15 protein-coding genes are annotated in these 21,216 nt (G+C 41.7%); 9 read left to right on the top strand and 6 right to left on the bottom strand.

Going from position 1 to position 21,216, the window contains the following annotated elements; genetic code table 11:
* A partial coding sequence (locus tag VIM94_RS05580; protein ID WP_332038297.1) for a glycoside hydrolase family 16 protein occupies nt 1–691 on the top strand: 691 nt, incomplete at its 5' end.
* A gap of 147 nt (nt 692–838) precedes the next feature.
* Nucleotides 839–3,814, top strand: a complete 2,976-nt coding sequence (gene bglX / locus VIM94_RS05575) for a beta-glucosidase BglX (RefSeq protein ID WP_332038296.1) — start codon at nt 839–841, stop codon at nt 3,812–3,814.
* 173 nt (nt 3,815–3,987) lie between these two features.
* Here bglX and VIM94_RS05570 read toward each other — a convergent pair whose 3' ends face one another.
* The gene (locus VIM94_RS05570) at nt 3,988–5,130 is read right to left on the bottom strand and encodes a saccharopine dehydrogenase family protein (RefSeq protein ID WP_332038295.1); all 1,143 of its coding nucleotides are present in this window, start codon (nt 5,128–5,130) and stop codon (nt 3,988–3,990) included.
* Between the two features lie 100 nt (nt 5,131–5,230).
* On the opposite strand from VIM94_RS05570, the gene VIM94_RS05565 reads away from it, so the two are divergent.
* Both VIM94_RS05565 and VIM94_RS05560 read left to right on the top strand, forming a co-directional pair.
* Nucleotides 5,231–6,382, top strand: coding sequence for an amidohydrolase (locus tag VIM94_RS05565; RefSeq protein ID WP_332038294.1), 1,152 nt, complete (start codon nt 5,231–5,233; stop codon nt 6,380–6,382).
* A gap of 117 nt (nt 6,383–6,499) precedes the next feature.
* Entirely contained in the window at nt 6,500–7,648 is a 1,149-nt protein-coding gene (locus tag VIM94_RS05560; protein ID WP_332038293.1) for a site-2 protease family protein, read from the top strand.
* 88 nt (nt 7,649–7,736) lie between these two features.
* On the opposite strand, the gene VIM94_RS05555 is transcribed toward VIM94_RS05560, so the two are convergent.
* Nucleotides 7,737–8,081 (bottom strand): cupin domain-containing protein, encoded by a 345-nt coding sequence (locus tag VIM94_RS05555; RefSeq protein WP_332038292.1) that lies wholly within the window; start codon nt 8,079–8,081, stop codon nt 7,737–7,739.
* 156 nt (nt 8,082–8,237) lie between these two features.
* On the opposite strand from VIM94_RS05555, the gene VIM94_RS05550 reads away from it, so the two are divergent.
* Nucleotides 8,238–10,037: a hypothetical protein gene (locus VIM94_RS05550; protein WP_332038291.1), complete on the top strand. Its 1,800-nt coding sequence runs from the start codon at nt 8,238–8,240 to the stop codon at nt 10,035–10,037.
* A 116-nt stretch (nt 10,038–10,153) separates the two neighbouring features.
* Here the strand turns inward: VIM94_RS05550 and VIM94_RS05545 are convergent, their stop codons facing one another.
* The 4 genes from VIM94_RS05545 to VIM94_RS05530 all read right to left on the bottom strand — a co-directional run bounded on the left by VIM94_RS05545 (nt 10,154) and on the right by VIM94_RS05530 (nt 16,240).
* Nucleotides 10,154–11,029, bottom strand: a complete 876-nt coding sequence (locus VIM94_RS05545; RefSeq protein ID WP_332038290.1) for a DUF808 domain-containing protein — start codon at nt 11,027–11,029, stop codon at nt 10,154–10,156.
* A 149-nt stretch (nt 11,030–11,178) separates the two neighbouring features.
* Nucleotides 11,179–14,205 (bottom strand): SbcC/MukB-like Walker B domain-containing protein, encoded by a 3,027-nt coding sequence (locus VIM94_RS05540; protein WP_332038289.1) that lies wholly within the window; start codon nt 14,203–14,205, stop codon nt 11,179–11,181.
* A gap of 3 nt (nt 14,206–14,208) precedes the next feature.
* Entirely contained in the window at nt 14,209–15,423 is a 1,215-nt protein-coding gene (locus VIM94_RS05535; RefSeq protein ID WP_332038288.1) for an exonuclease SbcCD subunit D C-terminal domain-containing protein, read from the bottom strand.
* A 139-nt stretch (nt 15,424–15,562) separates the two neighbouring features.
* Nucleotides 15,563–16,240: a M15 family metallopeptidase gene (locus VIM94_RS05530; RefSeq protein ID WP_332038287.1), complete on the bottom strand. Its 678-nt coding sequence runs from the start codon at nt 16,238–16,240 to the stop codon at nt 15,563–15,565.
* 110 nt (nt 16,241–16,350) lie between these two features.
* On the opposite strand from VIM94_RS05530, the gene VIM94_RS05525 reads away from it, so the two are divergent.
* The 4 genes from VIM94_RS05525 to VIM94_RS05510 all read left to right on the top strand — a co-directional run bounded on the left by VIM94_RS05525 (nt 16,351) and on the right by VIM94_RS05510 (nt 21,174).
* On the top strand, nt 16,351–17,097 hold the full coding sequence (locus tag VIM94_RS05525) for a glucose 1-dehydrogenase (protein ID WP_332038286.1): 747 nt from the start codon (nt 16,351–16,353) through the stop codon (nt 17,095–17,097).
* Nucleotides 17,098–17,322: 225 nt separating this feature from the next.
* Nucleotides 17,323–19,878 (top strand): PAS domain S-box protein, encoded by a 2,556-nt coding sequence (locus VIM94_RS05520; RefSeq protein WP_332038285.1) that lies wholly within the window; start codon nt 17,323–17,325, stop codon nt 19,876–19,878.
* 6 nt (nt 19,879–19,884) lie between these two features.
* Nucleotides 19,885–20,253 (top strand): response regulator, encoded by a 369-nt coding sequence (locus VIM94_RS05515; RefSeq protein ID WP_332038284.1) that lies wholly within the window; start codon nt 19,885–19,887, stop codon nt 20,251–20,253.
* Between the two features lie 147 nt (nt 20,254–20,400).
* A complete protein-coding gene (locus VIM94_RS05510; protein ID WP_332038283.1) occupies nt 20,401–21,174 on the top strand; it encodes a LexA family transcriptional regulator in 774 nt (257 codons plus the stop codon).
* The last annotated feature ends 42 nt before the right edge of the window (nt 21,175–21,216 follow it).

Below are 21,216 nucleotides of genomic sequence, written 5' to 3'. Positions count from 1 at the left end.
GTACGATGAGTTGCTTTGGGAAGCCGACTTCGATACCGATGGCGATCTTGACACTTCAATCTGGAACTTCGAGACCGGAAACGGTGAAAACGGCTGGGGTAACCAGGAGTCTCAGTATTATACTGAAGACAATGCAGTAATTAGTGGTGGTAATCTTGTGATTACCGCCAAAGCTGAAGACAAGGAAGGTTTCGATTATACTTCTTCCAGAATTACCACTAAAGATAATTTTGAATTTACCTACGGAAGGGTAGAAGCCCGTGCTAAATTGCCTGAAGGCGCTGGCACCTGGCCTGCGATCTGGATGCTTGGCTCCGACTTCGATGAGGTGGGCTGGCCGCAAACCGGAGAGATAGATATCATGGAGCATGCAGGAAACGACCAGAACCTTATTCACGGTACCCTTCACTATGAAGGAAGATCTGGTGGTGATGCCGATGGCAATACTATCATGGTAGATGGTGTGAGCGATGATTTCCACACCTATACTATGGAGTGGTCTCCTGAGAGGATTGTCTTCCTGGTTGATGGTGAAGTTTACCATACCTATGAAAACACTCCTGATTCCCCCTTCAATAAAGATTTCTTCCTTATCCTCAATGTAGCGATGGGTGGAACCTTTGGAGGTGATATTGATCCTGATTTTGCTCAATCTTCAATGGAAGTAGATTATATCAGGGTATTTCAATAAACTTTGAGAATTAGCCAGAAAATCTGGTTGTCCAAAGTCCTGGGCACCCCCGAGAACCGGGGGTGATACCAGGCTTATGGAAGATTTTAACTGATAAATTTCAAACAGGAAATTTATCAGAAGGGGTAACCTATAAATTGATTTAAGATGAAAAATATTAACCTGATAGTCCTTTTCCTCTTCGGAAGCCTAACGCTAACGGGACAAAATTCAGAGATACCAAGCTCGGTCAAAAATGTGGAGACCAAAGTAGATTCAGTGCTTTCACTAATGACTTTGGAAGAAAAAGTTGGGCAGTTGGTACAATACAACGGGAGTTGGGACCTTACCGGTCCGGCTTCTGAAATGGATAACAAGCAAAAAGAAGAAAATATTAAGAATGGCCGGGTAGGCTCTATGCTGAATGTACTTTCGCCGGAAGCTACCGCTGAAGCACAAAGGCTGGTTATGGAAAATTCCCGCCTTAAGATTCCACTGATGTTTGGTTATGATGTAATTCATGGCTACAAAACAATGTTCCCGGTCCCACTGGGAGAAACCGCTAGCTGGGACCTCGAAGCAATGGAAGAATCGGCACGAATCGCCGCCCTGGAATCTGTAGCTGATGGGGTGAACTGGACCTTCTCTCCTATGATAGATATTTCCCGTGATGCCCGTTGGGGCAGAATTATGGAGGGGTCGGGAGAAGATCCTTATTTAACTTCTCTTGTAGCTGTCGCAAAAGTAAAAGGCTACCAAGGCGATGATCTCGCTGATGAAAAAACCATTGCCGCTACTGCAAAACACTTTGTAGGCTACGGTTTTGCTGAAGCAGGGCGGGATTATAATACCGTTCATGTAGGAGATAATGAACTTCATAATACCCTGTTACCTCCCTTTAAAGCTGCGGCAAAAGCCGGAGTAGCAACGGTAATGAACGCTTTTAATGATATTGATGGCACCCCTGCAACCGGACATAAAGTTTTGCAAAGAGATATCCTAAAAGGAAAATGGGACTGGGATGGATTTGTGGTTTCAGACTGGGGTTCTATTCCGGAAATGATAGAACACGGCTTTGCGAAAGATAAGAAACATGCTGCCCAAATCGCTCTTAATGCCGGAAGTGATATGGATATGGAGGGGGGAGCTTATGAGTCCAGCCTTGAAGAGTTGGTAGAAGAAGGAAAAGTTAGCATGAAGTATATAGATGAAGCGGTAAGAAGAGTATTGAGGGTTAAATTCAAAATGGGACTTTTCGATGATCCTTATCGCTATTCGAATTCTGAGCTTCAAAAGCAAGTACCGTATGAAGAACACAGGGCTACTGCCCGCGATATCGCAAAAAAATCTATTGTGCTTCTGAAAAATGAAAAGGGCCTGCTTCCGCTGAAATCTTCTGTTAAGAATATTGCTGTTATCGGGCCCCTTGCCGATGATAAAGACACTCCAATAGGAAACTGGAGAGCGCAGGGAGAAGCTAATTCGGCTGTTTCGGTTCTGGAAGGAATCAAAAATGCCGCTGGTAAAAATGTAAATGTTACTTATGCTAAGGGCGCAGATCTTGGGGTTGGGGAAAGAAGTTTCCTAATGCCACTGGAGATAAATGAAACCGATAGGTCCGGTTTTAAAAAGGCGATTGAAACTGCCGAAAAAGCCGATCTTGTGGTGATGGCACTTGGAGAAGATGCCTTCCAGTCCGGTGAAGGCAGGAGTCAGGTGAATATTGGCCTGGCCGGACTTCAGCAGGAATTGCTGGAAGAGATATATAAGGTGAACCAGAATGTTGTGTTGGTTCTTATTAACGGAAGACCTTTGGAGATCACCTGGGCTTCTGAAAATATTCCTGCTATAGCAGTGGCCTGGCAACTTGGAACTGAAAGCGGGAATGCGATTGCCGATGTGCTTTTCGGAAAGTATAATCCTTCCGCTAAGCTACCGGTTTCCTTTCCCAGAGCTGTAGGTCAGGAGCCTCTATATTATAATCAGAAAAACACAGGACGTCCTTCCAGCGAGGAGCACGTGACTTACTCAGCCTATACCGATGAACGAAAAGATGCACTTTACCCCTTCGGTTTTGGACTTAGTTATACCGATTTTGAATATGGTAAATTAAGCCTGTCTTCAGAAGAGATGGAAACTGGCGGAAGTATTGAGGTGAGTGTAGAGTTAACTAATACCGGGGATGTTGAAGGTAAGGAGATAGTACAACTTTATATTCATGACCTTGTGGCCAGTACTACACGTCCTGTAAAAGAACTTAAAGCTTTTGAAGCGGTGACTCTTGCTCCCGGAGAAAGTAAAAGTGTTAATTTCACAATAGATGAAGAAATGCTTAAGTTCTATAATGTTAACAAAAGATGGGAAGCTGAAGCTGGTGAGTTTGAAGTTTTTGTTGGCGGTAATTCCCGCGATCTTCAAAAAGCTGAATTCATTTTAAAAGAAAGCAATGTGGTTTTTGAGGATCATTTTGACGGGGATAAGCTCAATATGGAGTATTGGAACTATGAAGAAGGCGATGGTTGTCCCGATCTTTGCGGCTGGGGAAATAACGAACGCCAGGGCTATTACCGGGAATTTGTAAACGTAGAAGATGGTAAGCTTATCATTAAGGCTATTAAACAAGGCGATAAATATTTCTCCGGAAAGATTAATACCAAAGATAAGGTCGAGTTTAAATACGGCAGCGTAGAGGTACGTGCTAAACTACCCGATGGTCATGGCCTCTGGCCGGCGATCTGGATGTTAGGGAATAATATCGGTGAAGTGGGTTGGCCTGCTTCAGGAGAGATAGATATTATGGAGTTCGTGGGCCGCCAGCCCGATACGCTTCATAATGCGCTACACACCCCGGCGAGCCACGGAGAAACCGAGAATATCCAAAGTACACACGTACCTGGCATTACTCAGGATTTCCAGGTTTTTAGAATGGATTGGAGTGAGGATGCTATCGAGTTCTTCATTAATGATGAAAAGACTTATACTTTCTCTCCTGAAGTAAAGAACGAGGAAACCTATCCATATAATCATCCGTTCTACTTGCTTTTAAACCTGGCAGTGGGAGGTAATTTTGGAGGTCCTGAGGTGGATGATTCTATATTCCCCGCAGAATTTATCATCGATTATGTGAAGGTGACAAAACTCTAAGCTGAATATAATTACAGAGCTAAAGAAAAATGCTGTAAGCCGCTTCCTTTGGGAGCGGCTTATTTTTTGTACCCGCCCGACCTGGTCTCAAGAGAGCCTGGCCTGAGCATTTCGACTTTGCTCAGGACGCACTATAGTAGAAGGGTTCGAAGTGACAACTAATAAATATCTTTTTAAATTTTCCCGTAAACCCGGTTGATGAAATCCCCATTCAGAAACTCTTCTGGATTTATCATGCTTTGCAGTAGAACCCCTTTTTTATTTGATTCCAGAATTATCTGGGCGCATTGTAGCAAGCCGGCTGCGGTGGTGGTTTGGATGGCTCTTAATTTGTGTCTCCCAACCAGCTGGGGTAGAATACGTTTTGAAATTTCCCTCCTCTGTAGGTTTCCTGAGTCGTCTCTTCCCTGTACTGCAGCATAAAGAATGATTTGATCCTCTTCTATATTAGGGATTGTCTTTTGCATTATACCCTGTAAATCTTCTATCGCCTCAGGTCCATTTCCGGTTTTCTCCAGTTGTGTCTCCACCCAGGCGTAATGTCCAGGATGTCTTAAGGTTTTATAGTCAAGACTACCTACTTTACCAACCAGGGTATCGGGTAGATCAGCAGCTCCGCCCGAGGTAAGGTCTTCTTCATAAGTTACTCCATTAATGATAATACGTTTCCGGTCTGAGAGGGATGGGAGACTGGTTTTTTTGAAATCCCGGAGTACCAGGGCTTTGTTCAAATATTCCGTAGCAACGCCTACGGGGCTCCAGGTGAAACCGTAATAATGTGGCGAAACAGCATTTTTAGTAAGTGCTCCCACTTTAAATTCCAGTTTATCAACTTTATTCACTCCAAATTCTTTACAGAAATCATTAAAAAGGGCCATCGCCAGAATATTGATATATCCCGGGGCCAGTCCGCTTTGAAGCACAAAACCGGAGTCTGCATTCCGGGCCAGGCCTATAATCTGGTTGGTCTCGGCGACATACTCGGTGAGATTGACGTAATCTAACTTATGGGTTTTTGCCAGTGTTGCAATTCTGGGGGCAATGCTGCCAGGTAAACAATCTAAAATGATATCTGCTTTTTGTAGAATGTCTTGCATTTCCCCGGTCACTTCCTCTTCCGTGAGATGAAAAGCTTTTATTTTACAATTTTTAGTGGTTCCCTCTTTAACCCAATTGACTAAATTCCGAGCCTTAGAGAGCGTGCGGTTTCCTATAAAAATGGACGGGCTTATCTCGCTCCATTCTGCCAGAAGCAGTGCAGCGGCTTCAGCAATTCCCCCGGCTCCGGCGATAACGATATTATAATGCTTTTTCATAGTCTTAATTTACGGAATTTTAGAATTCAAGGTGGAATTTTGTGGCCATATATTATTTAATCATCCCTATTTTCGGACTAAAAACTATTATATTCATCTAATGAATTTGAATCCTGAAACAATCAACGAACTTATCTCTTTCCGGAAGTTGCTACATGCAAATCCTGAAGTTTCAGGTAATGAAAGTTCAACTGCGGCAAGAATCACCGCCTACCTGCAGAAATTAAATCCAACCCAAATCCTAAACACCCGGAACTGTCACGGAATTATAGCGGTTTTCGATAGTAGGAAACCGGGAGAAAGCATAGTTTTCAGGGCAGAACTTGATGCCTTACCGATTACCGAGATCAACGACTTTGAACATAGGTCCCGGACGGAGGGGGTTTCTCATAAATGTGGTCATGACGGCCATGCCACTATTCTGCTGGGTCTTGCATATTGTCTTGCGAAACATCCGCCTGAAAAAGGGAAAGTAGCTCTTTTGTTTCAACCTGCAGAAGAAACAGGAAAGGGGGCTGCCGCCATTCTAAAGGAAAGTTTTTTTCAGAAATTGAAGCCTGATTTTATTTTCGGCCTTCATAATTTGCCGGGTTTTCCTATGCATGAGCTTCTGATAAAAAACGGGGGTTTTACTGCCTCGGTAAGCAGTCTGGTGATTAAGCTCAAAGGAAAAACCGCACATGCCGCCGAACCTGAAAAGGGGGTTAACCCGGCATCGGCTGTGGCAGAGATCCTCCTGCAGATGCAGCTTTGGTCTGATAATCGTCCTGAGAAAGAAGATTTTAAACTCATAACTCCTGTTCATGTAAAACTTGGTAGCATTGCCTATGGGGTTTCGGCCGGAGCAGCAGAACTGCATTTTACCCTGCGTACCTGGACCCAGAGCCAGATGAGGGCTTTGCAGGATAGGATAGAGGTGTTTCTTTTACGTATTAAAGATGCTCACCGCTTAGGTATGATTTTCTATTATACCGAAGCATTTAATGCTACGAATAACCTGCCAGAAGCCGTAAATTCTATCAGATTGGCGGGTAATCATTTGGGCTTACATATCAGGGAGAGGGAGCAGCCCTTTAAATGGGGGGAAGATTTCGGCTTGTTTACTCAACATTTTAAAGGGGCGTTTTTTGGTCTGGGTGCCGGGGAGAACTGCCCGGCTCTTCACAATCCCGACTATGATTTCCCCGATGCGCTTATCCCTACCGGAGTTTCCATATTTTATGAAATTTACCGGCGACATTTAAGGTCTTAAAAAACCTTCCCGGCCCAAAGCTTTCCGAAGAAGTGGAGTAAAAATCTATCAAAATTCAGTAAATTTAAGTAGAATAGTTTTCGTGCTTTTTTGAAAGCTAAATAACAGGTTAGGATTATGGAAATGAAATGGTCTTTAAATCTTGGGCGTATTGCCGGGATAAAAGTCTCGGTGCACTGGACATTTATGATATTGCTGATCTGGATTTTTATTCTGCATTACCGCCTGGAGCAGGATATGATGCAGGGTTTCCAGGGAGTTGTTTTTATCCTGGCGCTCTTTTTATGTGTCACCCTTCACGAATTTGGCCATGCCTTAACGGCTAAAAGATTCCATATTGACACCAAAAGCATTACCCTTTTGCCAATTGGTGGTCTTGCCCGGTTGGAGAAATTTCCTGAAAAACCTATGCAGGAGCTTTTGGTGGCCATTGCCGGGCCTCTGGTTAACCTTATAATAGGGATAGCTATCCTTCTGGGGCTTTGGGCTTTTAATAGTATTCCTTCCTTTTCTGAATCGCTCAACCTAATGAACTTCAGCGGCGTGGGATTCTGGTATAACCTGCTCTTTGCTAATATGATCCTGGCGATCTTCAATCTTATTCCGGCCTTTCCTATGGATGGAGGAAGAATTTTGCGGGCTTTATTATTATTTAAGTTTGAACGGGGGAAGGCAACAAAGATCGCGGCAGGGATAGGACAGTTTTTGGCTATTGGGTTTGTTTTTCTAGGGCTATACGCCAATATTTTCCTTGTTTTTATAGGAATTTTTATCTATTTGGGCGCCGGGGCTGAAGCTGAAATGGAAATGACCAAAACCTCGCTTAGGGGCTATCAGGTTAAAGATATACTAATGAAACAGTTTGCACGACTTAATCCGGAAGACAATTTGGGTAAAGCCGTGGGATTATTACTTGACGGTCAGGCCCACGACTTTGTGATCGTGGAAGAAGGTAAAGTGCAGGGTATTCTAAGCCGTAACGACCTGATAAAGGGATTATCTGAAAAAGGAAATTCTTCCCCGGTAATTGATGCCATGCAAACCGAATTCCTTAGTCTTGACCCGGAAATGCCATTGCAGGAGGTATATCAGCAAATTCTGACGCAGAAAATATCGGTGGCACCTGTAGTGCAAAACGGAAAACTGCTGGGAATAATAGACAAGGAAAATATCTATGAGTTTATCCTGGTTAATGAGGCGATAGGGAAGCAGCTGGATATGAAAGAGCTCAAAGCGAGATATGAAATCCCTGAGAAGCTTTCCTGAATTCGTTTGCCGGCTAGCTATCTGGATCATTTCTCGCTTTGAAGTATGGCTTTTCGTTGTAGGGAATCTATATAATGCCCTTTATATCCTAACTTTTTTTAGCCACTTCTTTTACTCTTTCCACGGAATCTGCCTTGGAAAGGGAAAGCCTTATGGTACTGTCTTCTTCGGCTGTTAGATCATGAGGTATACTGGCCTCCAGGGATACCAGATCGCCTTTTTCAAGTTGATGGGTATTGCCGTTAACGCCGAAGGATATCCTGCCTTCGAAGATTTCTACCATAATGGGATAGGAGGTTTTATGTTCCTTCATCACCTGGCCTTTTTTCATCAGGATACGGATTTCCTTGCTGCTATCGGTATCCATTAAAATTTCTACAGCCGGTTTTGAATCATTGTATTTCAGGTTTTTGCTAAGAGATGCGCTTTTCATAATCGATATTTTAAATTGGTTACGGTTAGGCTGAAGATACAAAAAATGCTTCGTTAAAGAAGAACGACAACTTTAATACAAATTTCTAAAATATGATGCTGCTCATATTTTAAGGCCTGTTGATTGCTCACCTTTATCGGCTTAAATTATTAAACTATGAATACATTTTCTCCGCACCAGTTCCATATTCCTGTAATGGGTATTGCATTTACAATAGATTCTCCAGTTAAGGTTGCCGCTTTTGGAATAAGCTCGGCGCTTTCCATCATTGAGGATAACCTTATTGAGACAATGCGAAAATATTATTACCAGAATACCGGAGAAACCTATGTTCCGATCTCTAACAAGGAAGAGAATTACCGCTCCCGTCGCATCACCGATTACCTGGACCTGGTAAACCGGAATGTTCATAACCGCCTGGAAAAAATCAGGAATTCTGCCTTTGAAACAGGGTCAGACCTGGTTAAATATTTTGAGATGTTGCCGGAAAATAGTGGATTAAAAGAAAAATATCAGGAATTCATTAAAACTGGCGATGCAGAGTTAAAAAGAACTTTGGAGAAGTTTCTACGAAAAGAGGTTAAGGCAGGGGCTATTGAGGTGAATATAATGACGAAGGTAGATAAGAATAATTTTGATTCTTCAGGGGTAGAAATCGAAAACGGCTCGGATGCCCTGGAAGCATTGAAAGCATATGCTCAAAGCAGCCTTGATAATTCGGCAGTGATCTTTTCAGCGGGGATGAATCCACGACTGTACAATTACCTGGAAAACTTCAGGGAATTTGATGCCAAAGCCTGGGGAAGTTTCAGCAAGAGGATAGTAATCAAGGTGAGTGATTATCGCTCGGCGCTTATTCAAGGGAAATATCTTGCTAAAAAAGGGATATGGGTGAGTGAATTCAGAATAGAATCGGGGCTCAACTGTGGGGGGCATGCTTTTGCCACTCAGGGTTTACTGCTTGGTCCTATCCTGGAGGAATTCAGCAATAAAAGAGAAGAATTAGCTGAAGAGCTTTTCAGGATATATGATTCGGCAATCAAAGCGAAAGGTCAGCCTGGTTTTGAAAAACCGCACCCAATTAAGATTACCGTTCAGGGTGGGATAGGAACTGCGGAAGAGGCCACATTTTTGCAAAGCAAATATGGGGTGGATAGTACCGGTTGGGGTACACCTTTTCTACTTTGTCCGGAAGCGACAACAGTGGATGAAGATACCCTTGAACTTTTAAGCCAGGCAGGGGAGAAGGATGTGGTATTGAGCAAGAATTCTCCATTGGGCGTTCGCTTCAATTACCTTAAAGATACCAGCGCTGAAAAGGAAAAGCTGGATAGAATTAAAAATGAAAAACCCGGTAGTCCTTGTACCGAAAAGTACCTGATTTCTAATACCGAATTCACCGAGCAACCTATTTGTACGGCGTCCACTAAATATCAGAAATTTAAGGTGAAGCAGCTGGAGGAAGCGGGATTGCCGGAACAGGAATTTAAAAAACAATTGGATGAGGTATTGGCAAAAGAGTGTCTTTGTATAGGCCTGAGCAATGCCGCGCCGGTAAATTATAAGGAGCCTTTCCTGAAAAAACTGGAAGCGGTGACCATTTGTCCGGGACCAAATATCGCTAATTACTCTAAGATCGCTTCCCTCCAGGAAATGACCGATCATATCTACGGAAGAAAGGATTTGCTTAGCAACAAAGCCAGACCCCATATGTTTATAAAAGAACTGGAATTGTACCTGGATTATTTTGAAGAAGAGCTGAAAGGGACTAAAAATCCCGATAAGAAAAGTCTGAGAAATCAGAATAATTTTGCTAAAAGTCTACAGGAAGGTATCGCTTATTACCGAAGCTTACTTCAGGATCATTCTTTTCCCAATGCTTATGAAGCCTCTCTGGATATAGCTGAAAACAGGTTGGAGGGAATGAAGGCAAGCTACTTACAGGCAGGGACTTAAAGATTGCTGTCCTTCATTTGGTTACAATTTGGGGAGGAGCTGCCGGATAAGACCTGGAATAGATAATATACCTGAGGCCTGAGCAGCTGGTGAGGTATGGAGTTTTTTGTTTAGAATTAACTCTTAAAGCTTTTCCAAAGTTTGCTGCCAACCTTGATGATAAGTAAAACCACGAATCCAACCACCAGTCCAAGTAGGAACTCAACGAGAATACCGGGAAGATTATCAAACAGCCCGTGGAAGAAATCAATATTATGGACAAAAATACCTCCTGATACCAGAAGCAAAGCTATGGTTCCAATAATGGTAAGGCCTTTAATTACCTTTGGTAAGGCATTGACCAGAAAATGGCCCATTTTATCAGAAAAGCTGTTTTTACTTTCATTTAACGCGATAAGCTTAAGCCCATAATCATCCATTCTAACTATCAGGGCCACAATTCCATAAACCCCTACGGTTGCTATCAGGGCGATAATGGTTACCACAAGAATTTTAGTGAGCAGATCTCCACTTTCAACACTGCTTAGAGCTATGATCACAATTTCTACCGATAGTATAAAATCGGTAAGGATAGCTGATTTTATTTTCTCTTTTTCTTTGCCAAGAACTTCTTCTTCAGAAAGTTTTTCGAGTTTTGGGGTTTCAGTTTTTGGGGCGTGATGGAAAAAATAACCAAAAATCTTTTCAGCGCCTTCATAGGCCAGGTAAAGTCCGCCTATTACCAGAATTACCGTAATGGCAATCGGAAAGAATGCATTCAACAGAAATGCGAGTGGCAGGATGATTAGCTTATTCAGAAATGAGCCTTTTGTAATGGCCCAAAGCACCGGTAACTCCCTTGAAGACACAAAACCGGAGGCCTTTTCGGCATTTACCGCCAAATCATCGCCCAGAAGTCCGGCGGTTTTCTTTCCGGCGACTTTACTCATCACCGCAACATCATCCATTAAAGTTGCTATATCATCCAGAAGTGCAAATAATCCTGAGGCCATATTTATTATTAAATTAGATGATGCAAGATATATTTTTAGCCCTAAGGATTTATTGTAGTTAACAATTTTTAATATTCCTGGGATCTAGCTGTCATATTTTTCTATGTTGGTATCGGATCCATTTTTTCTTAATTGCAGGAAAAATAGAACTAACCAATGATCTCCAGGCTGCTGTAACCCTGTCCGTTCCGCTGTAATTGTATTTGTGTGGCGATACGTTCTTTCAGCGAATCTACGTGGCTAATGATTCCTATTGTCTTCTCGCTTTCCGCCTGTAGTTTCTCCAGGGTGTCCAGAGTCTGGTCCAGGGTTTCCGGATCGAGCGTGCCGAAACCTTCGTCTATAAAAAGTGAATTGATCTCTACATTTCGTGAAGCCAGGTCTGATAACGCCAGGGCCATGGATAAACTCAGGATAAAGGTTTCGCCGCCTGAAAGGGTTTTAACTGAACGTCTCTGCCCACCCATATGCTCGTCTATTGCCACCAGCCCATCATCTTCCTGGTTTTCGGGTTTGTCTATGCGGTAGCGGTCGCTAAGGTCCTTAAGTCTGATGTTTGCCAGGTGTAGTAACTGACTCAAGCTCAGGTCCTGTGCGAAATCATTGAATTTCTTGCCTTTGGAATCGCCAATGAGTTCATCCAGCAGTCGCCAGCGTCTAATCTTTTTCTCCTTTTCGGCTATCTGCATCCCGATCTCCTGTAGCTGTTTAAGATTATTGTCGTGGTTTTTAATGCTGCTGAAAAGTTCCCTGCAAGCCGCCGAAATTTCTGTAAGCTTTTGTTGCTTTTCTTTTAGCTGCTCCTGTAGATGATCTTCAGAATCAGATAGGTCAGATTTTTTAAACTCATCAAGTTGGGAGTCCAATAACTTTAGAGAAGAGATGGCCTCGTTTATCCTTTTGTGAATTTCTTCCCTTTTTACCCGCAAGGCGCGACATTCAGCTTCAGGCATGAGAGCTTTCCTGGCTGTAGTAATATTGGGGAAACCTTTTTCCTGAAGTGCAGGGAGTAATTCATTTTCGAGGTCACTTAAGTTCCTGCTGTGAGATTCAAGTTTATCTTTTAAGTTTTTCAGACTGCTATTTAAGTGTTTTTCTTCCTGTGATAATCGGGTCCAGCGGGTTTTCAGATCTCCGGTGTCTTCAGAGATATCCCGCCCCTTATAGAGATTTTCTCTTTCCTGACTAATTTCTTTACCTTTTTCCAGGACTTTCATGAGCTTATCGAGTAAAGGGATCCCGGCTTCAATGGCTTGCAGGGAATTTTGTTCCTTTTCCCAGGCTTCAAGGCTATTTAATTTCCCCTGCCAGTTATCACAAAGTTTTTCCCAACTATTAGTTTCTGCCGGTTTGAGATGGCCATACTTTTCCTCAAAGTTTTCTCTTTGGGCATAAAGCTGAGTCTGGATGTTTTTTATTTCTTTTCGCAAAGCTTCCTGCCTCGTTCTATGGTGTCTTAGATCGGCTTCGGTGACGCTTAGTTTTTTGCTCCAGGTAGAAAGCTCTTCTTCAGTTTCCTTTATTTCGGTTTCAAGAGCATCATCCTTTCCAGGAAGGGCATTGGCAAAAGGATGTTCCAGAGCTCCACATAGTGGACAAGGTTTTCCATCTTCCAGAATATGTCGCTGTTCTTCAAATTTTGCCTGCAGAAGATGATTCTGTTTTTTCAGGTTTAGCTTTTCCCGGCGTTCTGTTAGCAGTTCACATTTGTTCTTTGCAGTTTCGATTTCCCCTGGTAAGCTTTTTATTTTCGGTTTTAGACTTTCCTCTTCTGTCTGAAATTTCTTCACTTCGGCAGCAATATTCTTTAACTCTTCTTCTTTTCGCCAGGCTTGCCGGGACAGGTCCAACCGGGCACTTAACTGCTGCTTTTGTCCAGGAAGGTCTTTTAGGTCAATGCCTTCTAATTGCTCCTTAAGTCTCTTTCTTTTTTCTTCTGAAACCTCTCCGAGTTGCTTTAATTCCTCCCGGGTTTTCTTTATATTCTCTTCTGCCAGCTTAATTGGAAGTTGCCTGGTTTCACTTTGAAATTGATCTCGAAGCGCTCTGAATTCGTGACCTTTGGCCCGTCTTTCTTCATCTAAGAAACTTATTTTTCTGAACAATGAGTCAAGACTTTCTATTATGGTTTCTGAAGTTACCTGGGTAGCAAGCAGGTTTGCTGCATCCTTTAAACAAGCGGTTCGATTAGCAGTATTTTGCTCTTTGCTTTGCTGAATTTTTTTTTGTTCTTCCTCCAGATCTTTGAGCTCTTTCTTTAGAAGCGTCCAATTCCGCAGCTCTTCAGCATGGTCTTCTATCTTTTCGTGTTGCTTGAGAGGGTAGCCATGTTCCTTATCAAAAGTTTTTAGTTCTTCTTCAGCCGTGTTCTTTTGAATTTCCCGGGTGCTGATCTCTTTTTTCTGAATTCTGATCTTTTCCTTTAATTCGAGCTGCTTTTTTAGTTTTTCGATTTCAGTTTTTAGCTGGTTTTCAAGCTTATCTTTTTGCTTAAGCTCTTCAGTATTTTTTTTATAAAGCTCGGCACTTAGTAGCTGTTCTTTGATCGCGTCAATTCTGTTTTGCTGAAATTGAATTTCCCGATTCTCATCTTTATATTTCTGAAAAGCTTTAATGCCCAGTTGTCTGTAAATTCCGGTGCCTGTTATTTTTTCCAGCAATTCCCCTCGCTCTTCTTTTTTGGCCCTTAAGAAATGTGCGAATTCCCCCTGGGCCAGCAGAACCGCTTTGATAAATTGATTGTAATTGAGGCCTATGAGCTCTTCATTCTTTCCGGGAACTTCCGATTTTTTAAGGTCTATCAGTTTTCCGGTTTCAACATTGCTGAGCTCCATTGCATAATCGCGAAGATTTCCGGTTCGGGCGGTAGAAATACTCCATTGGGATCTGTATTTTCCCGATTTTCCCTGGTAGGTTACCGCGGCCATGGCCTCTTGTTGATTTCGGGTGAGGATAGCCCCTGTTTTATTGATCTCTGAAGTGGAGATCTTCCCCATGCGGGGAATATTATTGAAAAGGGCCAGTGAAATCACATCCAGGATTGTGCTTTTTCCACTTCCGGTAGGACCGGTAATGGCGAAAAGGGAACTTCCTGGAAATGGATCTTGAGTAAAATCTATCTCGTGTGCTCCTTTTAGCGAATTTATATTTTTAAATTCTATTTTAAGTATTTTCATAGCTTACACACTTTCATTTTGATAAGTTTCAGCCAGCAGTTCTTCAAAAGCGCTAAGAATCTCTTCTTTGGTTTTTTCATCATAATCCTGTCTGTTAATCAGTTCAAGAAATACATCTTTGGGCTTGAGATCCTCCAGTTTTTTGTCCTGGTAGATTTCTGAAGCTCCTGCAATACGGTTTCTGAAATTCACCCGGTGTTTTACGATCCTAAAACCTTCAAGCTCGAAATTGCTTACTATAGTATCAAGTTGTAGAATCTTGTCGGCATTATAATTTTCTTCGGTGAGCTCTACTTCAATAAGTGATTCCAGGTCTTTTCGGTTTCCCGGATCTTTCAGTTTTAATTCCAGATCTTCCAGGCTTCCACTTATTTTTAGCAAACTGCGGAAAGCCGGTACCGGAATACTTTCAGGTTCCCAGCCAACTTCGGTATTTAAAAGTAATATCCTTTTATGATCTTTTCTTTCGCTGAAGGAAAGCGGAAGTGGGGAGCCACTGTAATAAGTAGGCACCGCAGCATTTAATTTCTGTGGTTTATGAATATGTCCTAAAGCGATATAATTGAAATATTCCCCAAACTGATTTGCATTGAATGCCGCCAGGTTTCCAATTTGTATATCCCGCTCGCTTTCTGAAATTTCAGCTCCTGCGGCAAAAAGATGGCCCATGGCAATAGCAGGGATTCCGGGATAATTTTCCTGGCATAAACCGGCTGCCTGTTCAAAATACTGCTGAATCCCCATGCGAACGGCTTCCAGGCGATCTTCATAGGTCTGGCCATCGATAGCACTTCTCAGATCTGCATCCCGCAAATAAGGCATGGCTACGATTACCAGCTCGATTTCTCCACTGGCATTTTTTATGGGGATGAGTAGGTCTTTCAGGTTTTCCGGCAGTCCACCTATGACATGCATTTCCAGTTCCCGTAGAATTTCCTGTGGAGCGTTAAGCATTGCCGGAGAATCATGATTTCCGCCGGTAATGATGAGTTGACAGTCCAGCTTCCGAAGTTTCAGCAGCCCTCGGTAATATTGTTTTCTTGCTTCTGAAGATGGATTGGCAAGATCGAATACATCCCCGGAGACCATTAAAACGTCTACTTCCTTTTCTTTAATAAAGTCGCTCAACCAACCAATAAAGAACTCAAAATCCTCTGAGAGGTCATGCTTATGCAGTTTTTTGCCAATATGCCAGTCGGCGGTATGGAGTATTTTCATTCTTGAGGAGTTTCGGCTTTCGATTTACAAAATTAGAAATGCAAACGACAAAAACTGACTTTTAGAATGCTTAATTCCTTGGTCTCGTTCGTCTGCGATAGAAATGAGATGGTATTTCAGCCTGAGCCAATTTTGGACACTATTCAACGGGGAAATCAAAATAAGTTTCCGGATAAGGTTCGCCGTGGAGGCTGTAATGCCACCATTCTTCAGGATATGGATGAAATCCGTGTTTGCTCATCAGGTTTTTTAGCAGTGTGCGGTTGGTTTTCTGTTTTGTAGTTATTTGTTCCGAATCATGATGAGAGATATTTCCAAAGAAATCGTAAGAACTTCCCATGTCCAGTTCTTTTCCGGTTTCAGCATTTATTATAGTGAGATCTACTGTGCTTCCGCGAGAGTGACCCGATTTAGAGGAGATATAACCCCGCTGAAAAAGCTCTGATTTTGGGACATCGGGATAGAATTCCTGTTTTGCGAGGGTGTCTGAGGGATCCCGGGCCCATGCCACAAAATGATCAACTGCCATTTGGGGACGATAGGTATCAAAGATCTTGAGGCAAAGCCCCTGTTCTATAAGCTCGTCCTGAACTTTAATCAAAGCTTCAGCAGCAGGTCTGCTTAAAATAGCTATTGGCCTATTGTATCCCCTCACAGGTTTTCCGAGAAAATTATGTTCTCCGGCATAACGAATGTCGAGTTTTATTCCGGGAATAATTTGATGCAGGTATACAAAACCTTCCGGTAAAAGTTTATCCTGAGCCTGGATGTTAAAACAGCTAAAAATAAGGGTTATAAGGATTAAAAACTTCTTCATTGGTGTTCAATTTCCGCAGCAATTTACATAAAATTGATTTCCTGAGTTTTCTCATACTTTTTAATGATTAAAACATCTATTTTTAGATACTTAATCAATAAAATCGCGCAATGGAACTTAAAGGAAAAGTAGCCCTTATCACCGGGGCAGGGTCGGGAATAGGAGAGGCTACCGCCAGGATTTTTGCTGAAGAAGGTGCTAAAGTTTTATTAACCGATATAAATGAGGACGCGGTAAAAAAGATAACTAACCAAATCAATGACGATGGAGGTACCGCCAGGCATATTTTAGCCGATAGCTCTAAACCTGAAGACTCTGAGAAAGCTGTGCAGGAGTGTATCAAACATTTTGGGCGCCTGGATATAGCCGTTAATAATGCGGGAATTGGTGGCGGGCAGGCTCCAGTGGGTGAATATGAAATTGATGCCTGGAATAAGGTGATAGGTATAAATCTTTCAGGAGTATTTTATGGTATGCGATATCAGATTCCTGAAATGCTTAAAACTGGCAATGCTTCAATTATTAATGTATCTTCTATTCTGGGTAGTGTGGGCTTTGCCAATACTGCGGCCTATGTTGCGGCAAAACACGGGGTAGTAGGTCTAACCAAGAGTGCTGCTTTGGAGTACTCGGCTAAGGGTGTTCGCGTGAATGCTGTTGGCCCGGCTTTTATTAAAACCCCGCTGCTTAAAGATCTGGATGAAGATTTATTGAATCAGTTGGTTGCGGCGCATCCAATCGGTAGGTTGGGAGAATCTGAAGAAGTAGCTCAGCTTTTTGTTTGGCTGGCTTCAGACCGGTCCAGTTTTGCAACCGGTGCTTACTATCCTATAGATGGCGGGTATTTAGCTCAGTAGAATTATGTAAGGTTCGATGAAATAATTTTGGGTCTAAACATTTAAGAAATTCCTAAGAAAACTTATGCAATCATTTAAGGTAAAGCCTTTATTTTAGTGAAAAATTAGAGGACCATCGAGCAGGACTACAATAAATCATCAGAAAACATAGATATCGAGCATAAGGATATTAGCTTTAAGGTTGATAATGAGGTTTATGCGTTTGTTAATCAGTTTTTATCCTGTTTGCAGGAGCCGCTTATTATTATAAATGAAGATTTCAGGATAATAGGTGCAAGCAGAGTTTTTAAAAAGCGATTTGCGCTGGATGTTGAAGAAGGAAATGATATACTGAAAGCCCTTCCCGGTCTGGATAAACAGGAATTTAAAGCGCATTTGCAGAATAATGAAAACTCCGGTAAAAAGCCTTCAGGTGTTTCTGTCAATTTATTTAGCAGAAAAAAGGGGCTACGTAACTATATTTTAAAACCGGCCTCTATAAAGACTCCCCGCGGACAAAAACTTTACCTGTTAAATTTCAAAAAGCTGAAGAACCACCCTCCTGTGCAAGGGAAGGAAAAGAATTTTCTTAGGGTTTTTAAGGAGATTTTTTCTAATGCGCCCGCCAGTATCTGTACTCTAAAAGGTCCTACCCATATTTTTGAGGTAGCCAACGATAATTATCTGCAATTAGTTGGGAACAGAGATATTCTGGGAAAAACAGTGAAGGAGGCTTTGCCTGAAATAGGGAAACAAGGTTTTCTTGAATTACTGGATAAGGTTTATAATACCGGAGAGCCATTTATAGGGAATGAAATAAATATAAAGCTTGAGAATAATGAAGGTGAATCAAAAGAGACTTATTTAAATTTTGTTTATCAGCCAACGCGAAATCAGGAAAATGAAATAGACGGGATCTTTGTACATGCGGTAGATGTAACCGAGCAGGTACTATCACGCAAAAAAGTTGAGGAAAACGAAACCAGACTCAGGGACCTGGTGGACACCGTTCCGGCTATAATCTGGATAGCCCATCCGGAAGGTGGAGCAAAATATTTAAACCGGAATTGGTATGAATTTACAGGTCAAAAAAATAACGAAGCCTTGCAAAGGGGCTGGCTGGAGGCAGTACATCCCGACGATCTCGAATATGCATTATCGACTATAACCCAGGGTAACCTCAAGCAGGAGGCCTATAGCAACCGGTTCAGGATAAAAAGTAAGGATGGGAACTACCGCTGGGTAGTAAATTATGCCAGTCCGAAATTTGGCCTAAATGGGGAATTTGAGGGAATGGTTGGGACCGTGGTGGATATTCATGAAGAACGTCGCAAGGAAAAGATTATTAAGGAAAAACAGCATTTAACCGAAACCATAGTACGCGAAGCCGATGTAGCTACCGCAATTTACTTTGGAAAGGATATGCAAATAAGTTTGGCCAATGATGCGATGATCAAACTGTGGGGTAAATCCCGCAATGTAATAGGAAAGAAACTTATGGAAGCTTTACCCGAACTGGAAGGACAACCTTTCTTTGAACTTTTAGAAAGGGTCTATATTACCGGTGAAACTTATTGGGGAAAAGAAGATAAGGTTCAACTAATGATTGGCGATAAGTTACAAACCGGCTATTATAATTTCACCTATAAAGCGCTTCGGAATGAACAGGGTAAGATATATGGTATCCTGAACATGGCTATTGATGTTAGCGAAATGGTGAAATCTAAGAATTTGCTTAAGGAAAGTGAATCCCATTTCCGCCAAATGGCTGATCTTATGCCCGGGAAGGTTAATAATACCGATGCTGATGGAAATAATATCTATTTTAATCAGAATTGGCTGGAATTTACTGGCCTGGATAGTGAAAGTTTAAAGAAACAGGGCTGGACACACTTTATTCATCAGGAGGATAGAGAAGAATTCGATAGTTTATGGAAAAAATCTTTGCAGAGTGGTAAAGATTTCGAAATGGAATTGCGGCTGAAGGATAAGAATGGAAATTATAAATGGCACCTTTCACGTGCTGAAGCTGTAAAAGGTGAAAATAATAAAATCCAGATGTGGATAGGGACCAATACGGGGATCCATAAACTTAAAGAAGAAGAACAGCGCAAGGAGGACTTCCTTAAGATGGTAAGTCACGAGCTTAAAACGCCAATAACATCAATTAAAGGTTACGTCCAATTGCTTTTAAGCATGCTGAGAAAAGCAGAAATGGATATTCCCGGAAACATACCATTAAAGCCTTCCTTACAACGAATAGATCATCAAATCACCAGGTTAACCCGGCTTATTTCAGAAATACTGGATCTTACGCGTATAGAAGAGAATAAACTGGAGCTTGAGAAACAAAAGTTTAATTTAAATGAACTTTTAGACGAGACAGTACAGGATATTACTTTAACTAATAGCCAACATAAAATTGAAGTTCAACATAACTTTAAAGCTGAGATTATAGCAGACAGGGATAGGATTGGGCAGGTACTTATTAATCTTGTGACCAACGGAATAAAATACTCACCCCATAGTGACTTTATTAAAATTAGCACTCATAAAGCTGAAAAAGAAAGGATTAAGGTAAGTGTGCAGGATTATGGCATCGGAATTGCCAAAAGTGATCAAAAAAATATTTTTAAACGGTTTTTTAGAATAGGAAAAAAAGATGAAGATACTTATTCCGGTTTTGGAATAGGCCTTTTCCTGGCCAAAGAAATCATTGATAGACATAACGGAGAAATAAAAATTAAGAGTGCCCCGGGAAAAGGATCTGAATTTAGCTTTTTCCTGGATACTGCAGAATAGGTGAGTATGGAAAAAAATGCAAAAATATTAGTTGTAGACGATGATTCGGGAATAGGGGAGATGTTGAAAACCCTGCTGGAATTTTATGATTATGAGGTTTTTGTTACCGAAAAGCCGCAAAAAACCCAGGAGCTTATCCTGCAATATAATATTGATCTTGTCCTACTGGACATGCTTATTTCAGGTGTGAACGGTACCGATGTATGTGCCGATCTTCGCCAAAATCCTGAAACAAACAAAACTCCGGTTTTAATGATGTCTGCCCTGCATAATGCAGGTCCAAAATGTAAAGAGGCCGGAGCTAACGATTTTATAGCCAAGCCCTTTGAAATGGAAGACCTTATAGAAAAGATCAATCAGATCCTGGGGCAATAGAAACCTTATTCTTCTTCTGAAATTAGGATAATTATATGTAAAACTCCTTCTAAGGTTTCTTCAGAAAATTAAAATATTTATTGCGATATCGGAAAATATCCAATAAATTTGGATTTACACTGGGAATAATTCCAAAAATTTTCTAATATGGGAACACCACCATCAATTGAGATCAAGCACTTTAAGGAAGTAAGAGAGGAAAATAATTTTACTCAGTCTGAATTTGCTGAACTACTGGGAGTAAAAAATTCCACTGCTGATATTGAACGAGGGCGAACCAAATTATCTGGCAAAGTGGTAGCCGGGCTTTTGAGTAGGTTTGGGATTAATCCTCTTTGGTTGTTTGGAGAAAGCGGGCAGAAGTATTTGCAGCTAAGTAAAGGAGATGTTAGTCCAAAGGTGATTACAGTAGATAGTGCTGATAAAGAGAATATTTTGATGGTTAACCAGAAGGCTGCGGCAGGATATCCTCATAATGTTCAGGATGTGGAATGGTATCATCAACTCCCTGCTTTTGATATCCCCTTGCCGGAATTTCGCAATGCTACTTATCGTGGATTTCAAATAGAGGGGGACAGTATGCTTCCAAATTATTATCCCGGAGAATGGGTGCTGGGAAAAGCTGTTGCCGATTTGGATCAGGCCTCTAACAATAAGGTGTATGTGGTTGTCCTGTATGACTCTGTACTTGTAAAAAAACTCCAAAAATTACCAGATCCATCCAAGGTTTTGCTTATTTCTTTCAACGAAGAATATTTGCCGGTTGAGATTGATGTAAACGATATTCAGGAGATCTGGCAGGTGAACAGTAAACTAACCTTTAACCTGGATAACCCCTCTCAGAGTGGACTTTTCAGGGAGCTCCAGGAATCTATGGAAGAATTAAAAAGAGATCTAAAAGCCTTTAAAAAGGAGACATAAAAAAAAGCCCTCCGGTCTGGAGGGCTTTTCTTAGAAGTTAAT

The sequence above is a fragment of the Salegentibacter sp. genome (assembly GCF_036568425.1).
GTDB lineage: Bacteria > Bacteroidota > Bacteroidia > Flavobacteriales > Flavobacteriaceae > Salegentibacter.
This window is presented reverse-complemented; position numbering and strand designations above follow the sequence as displayed.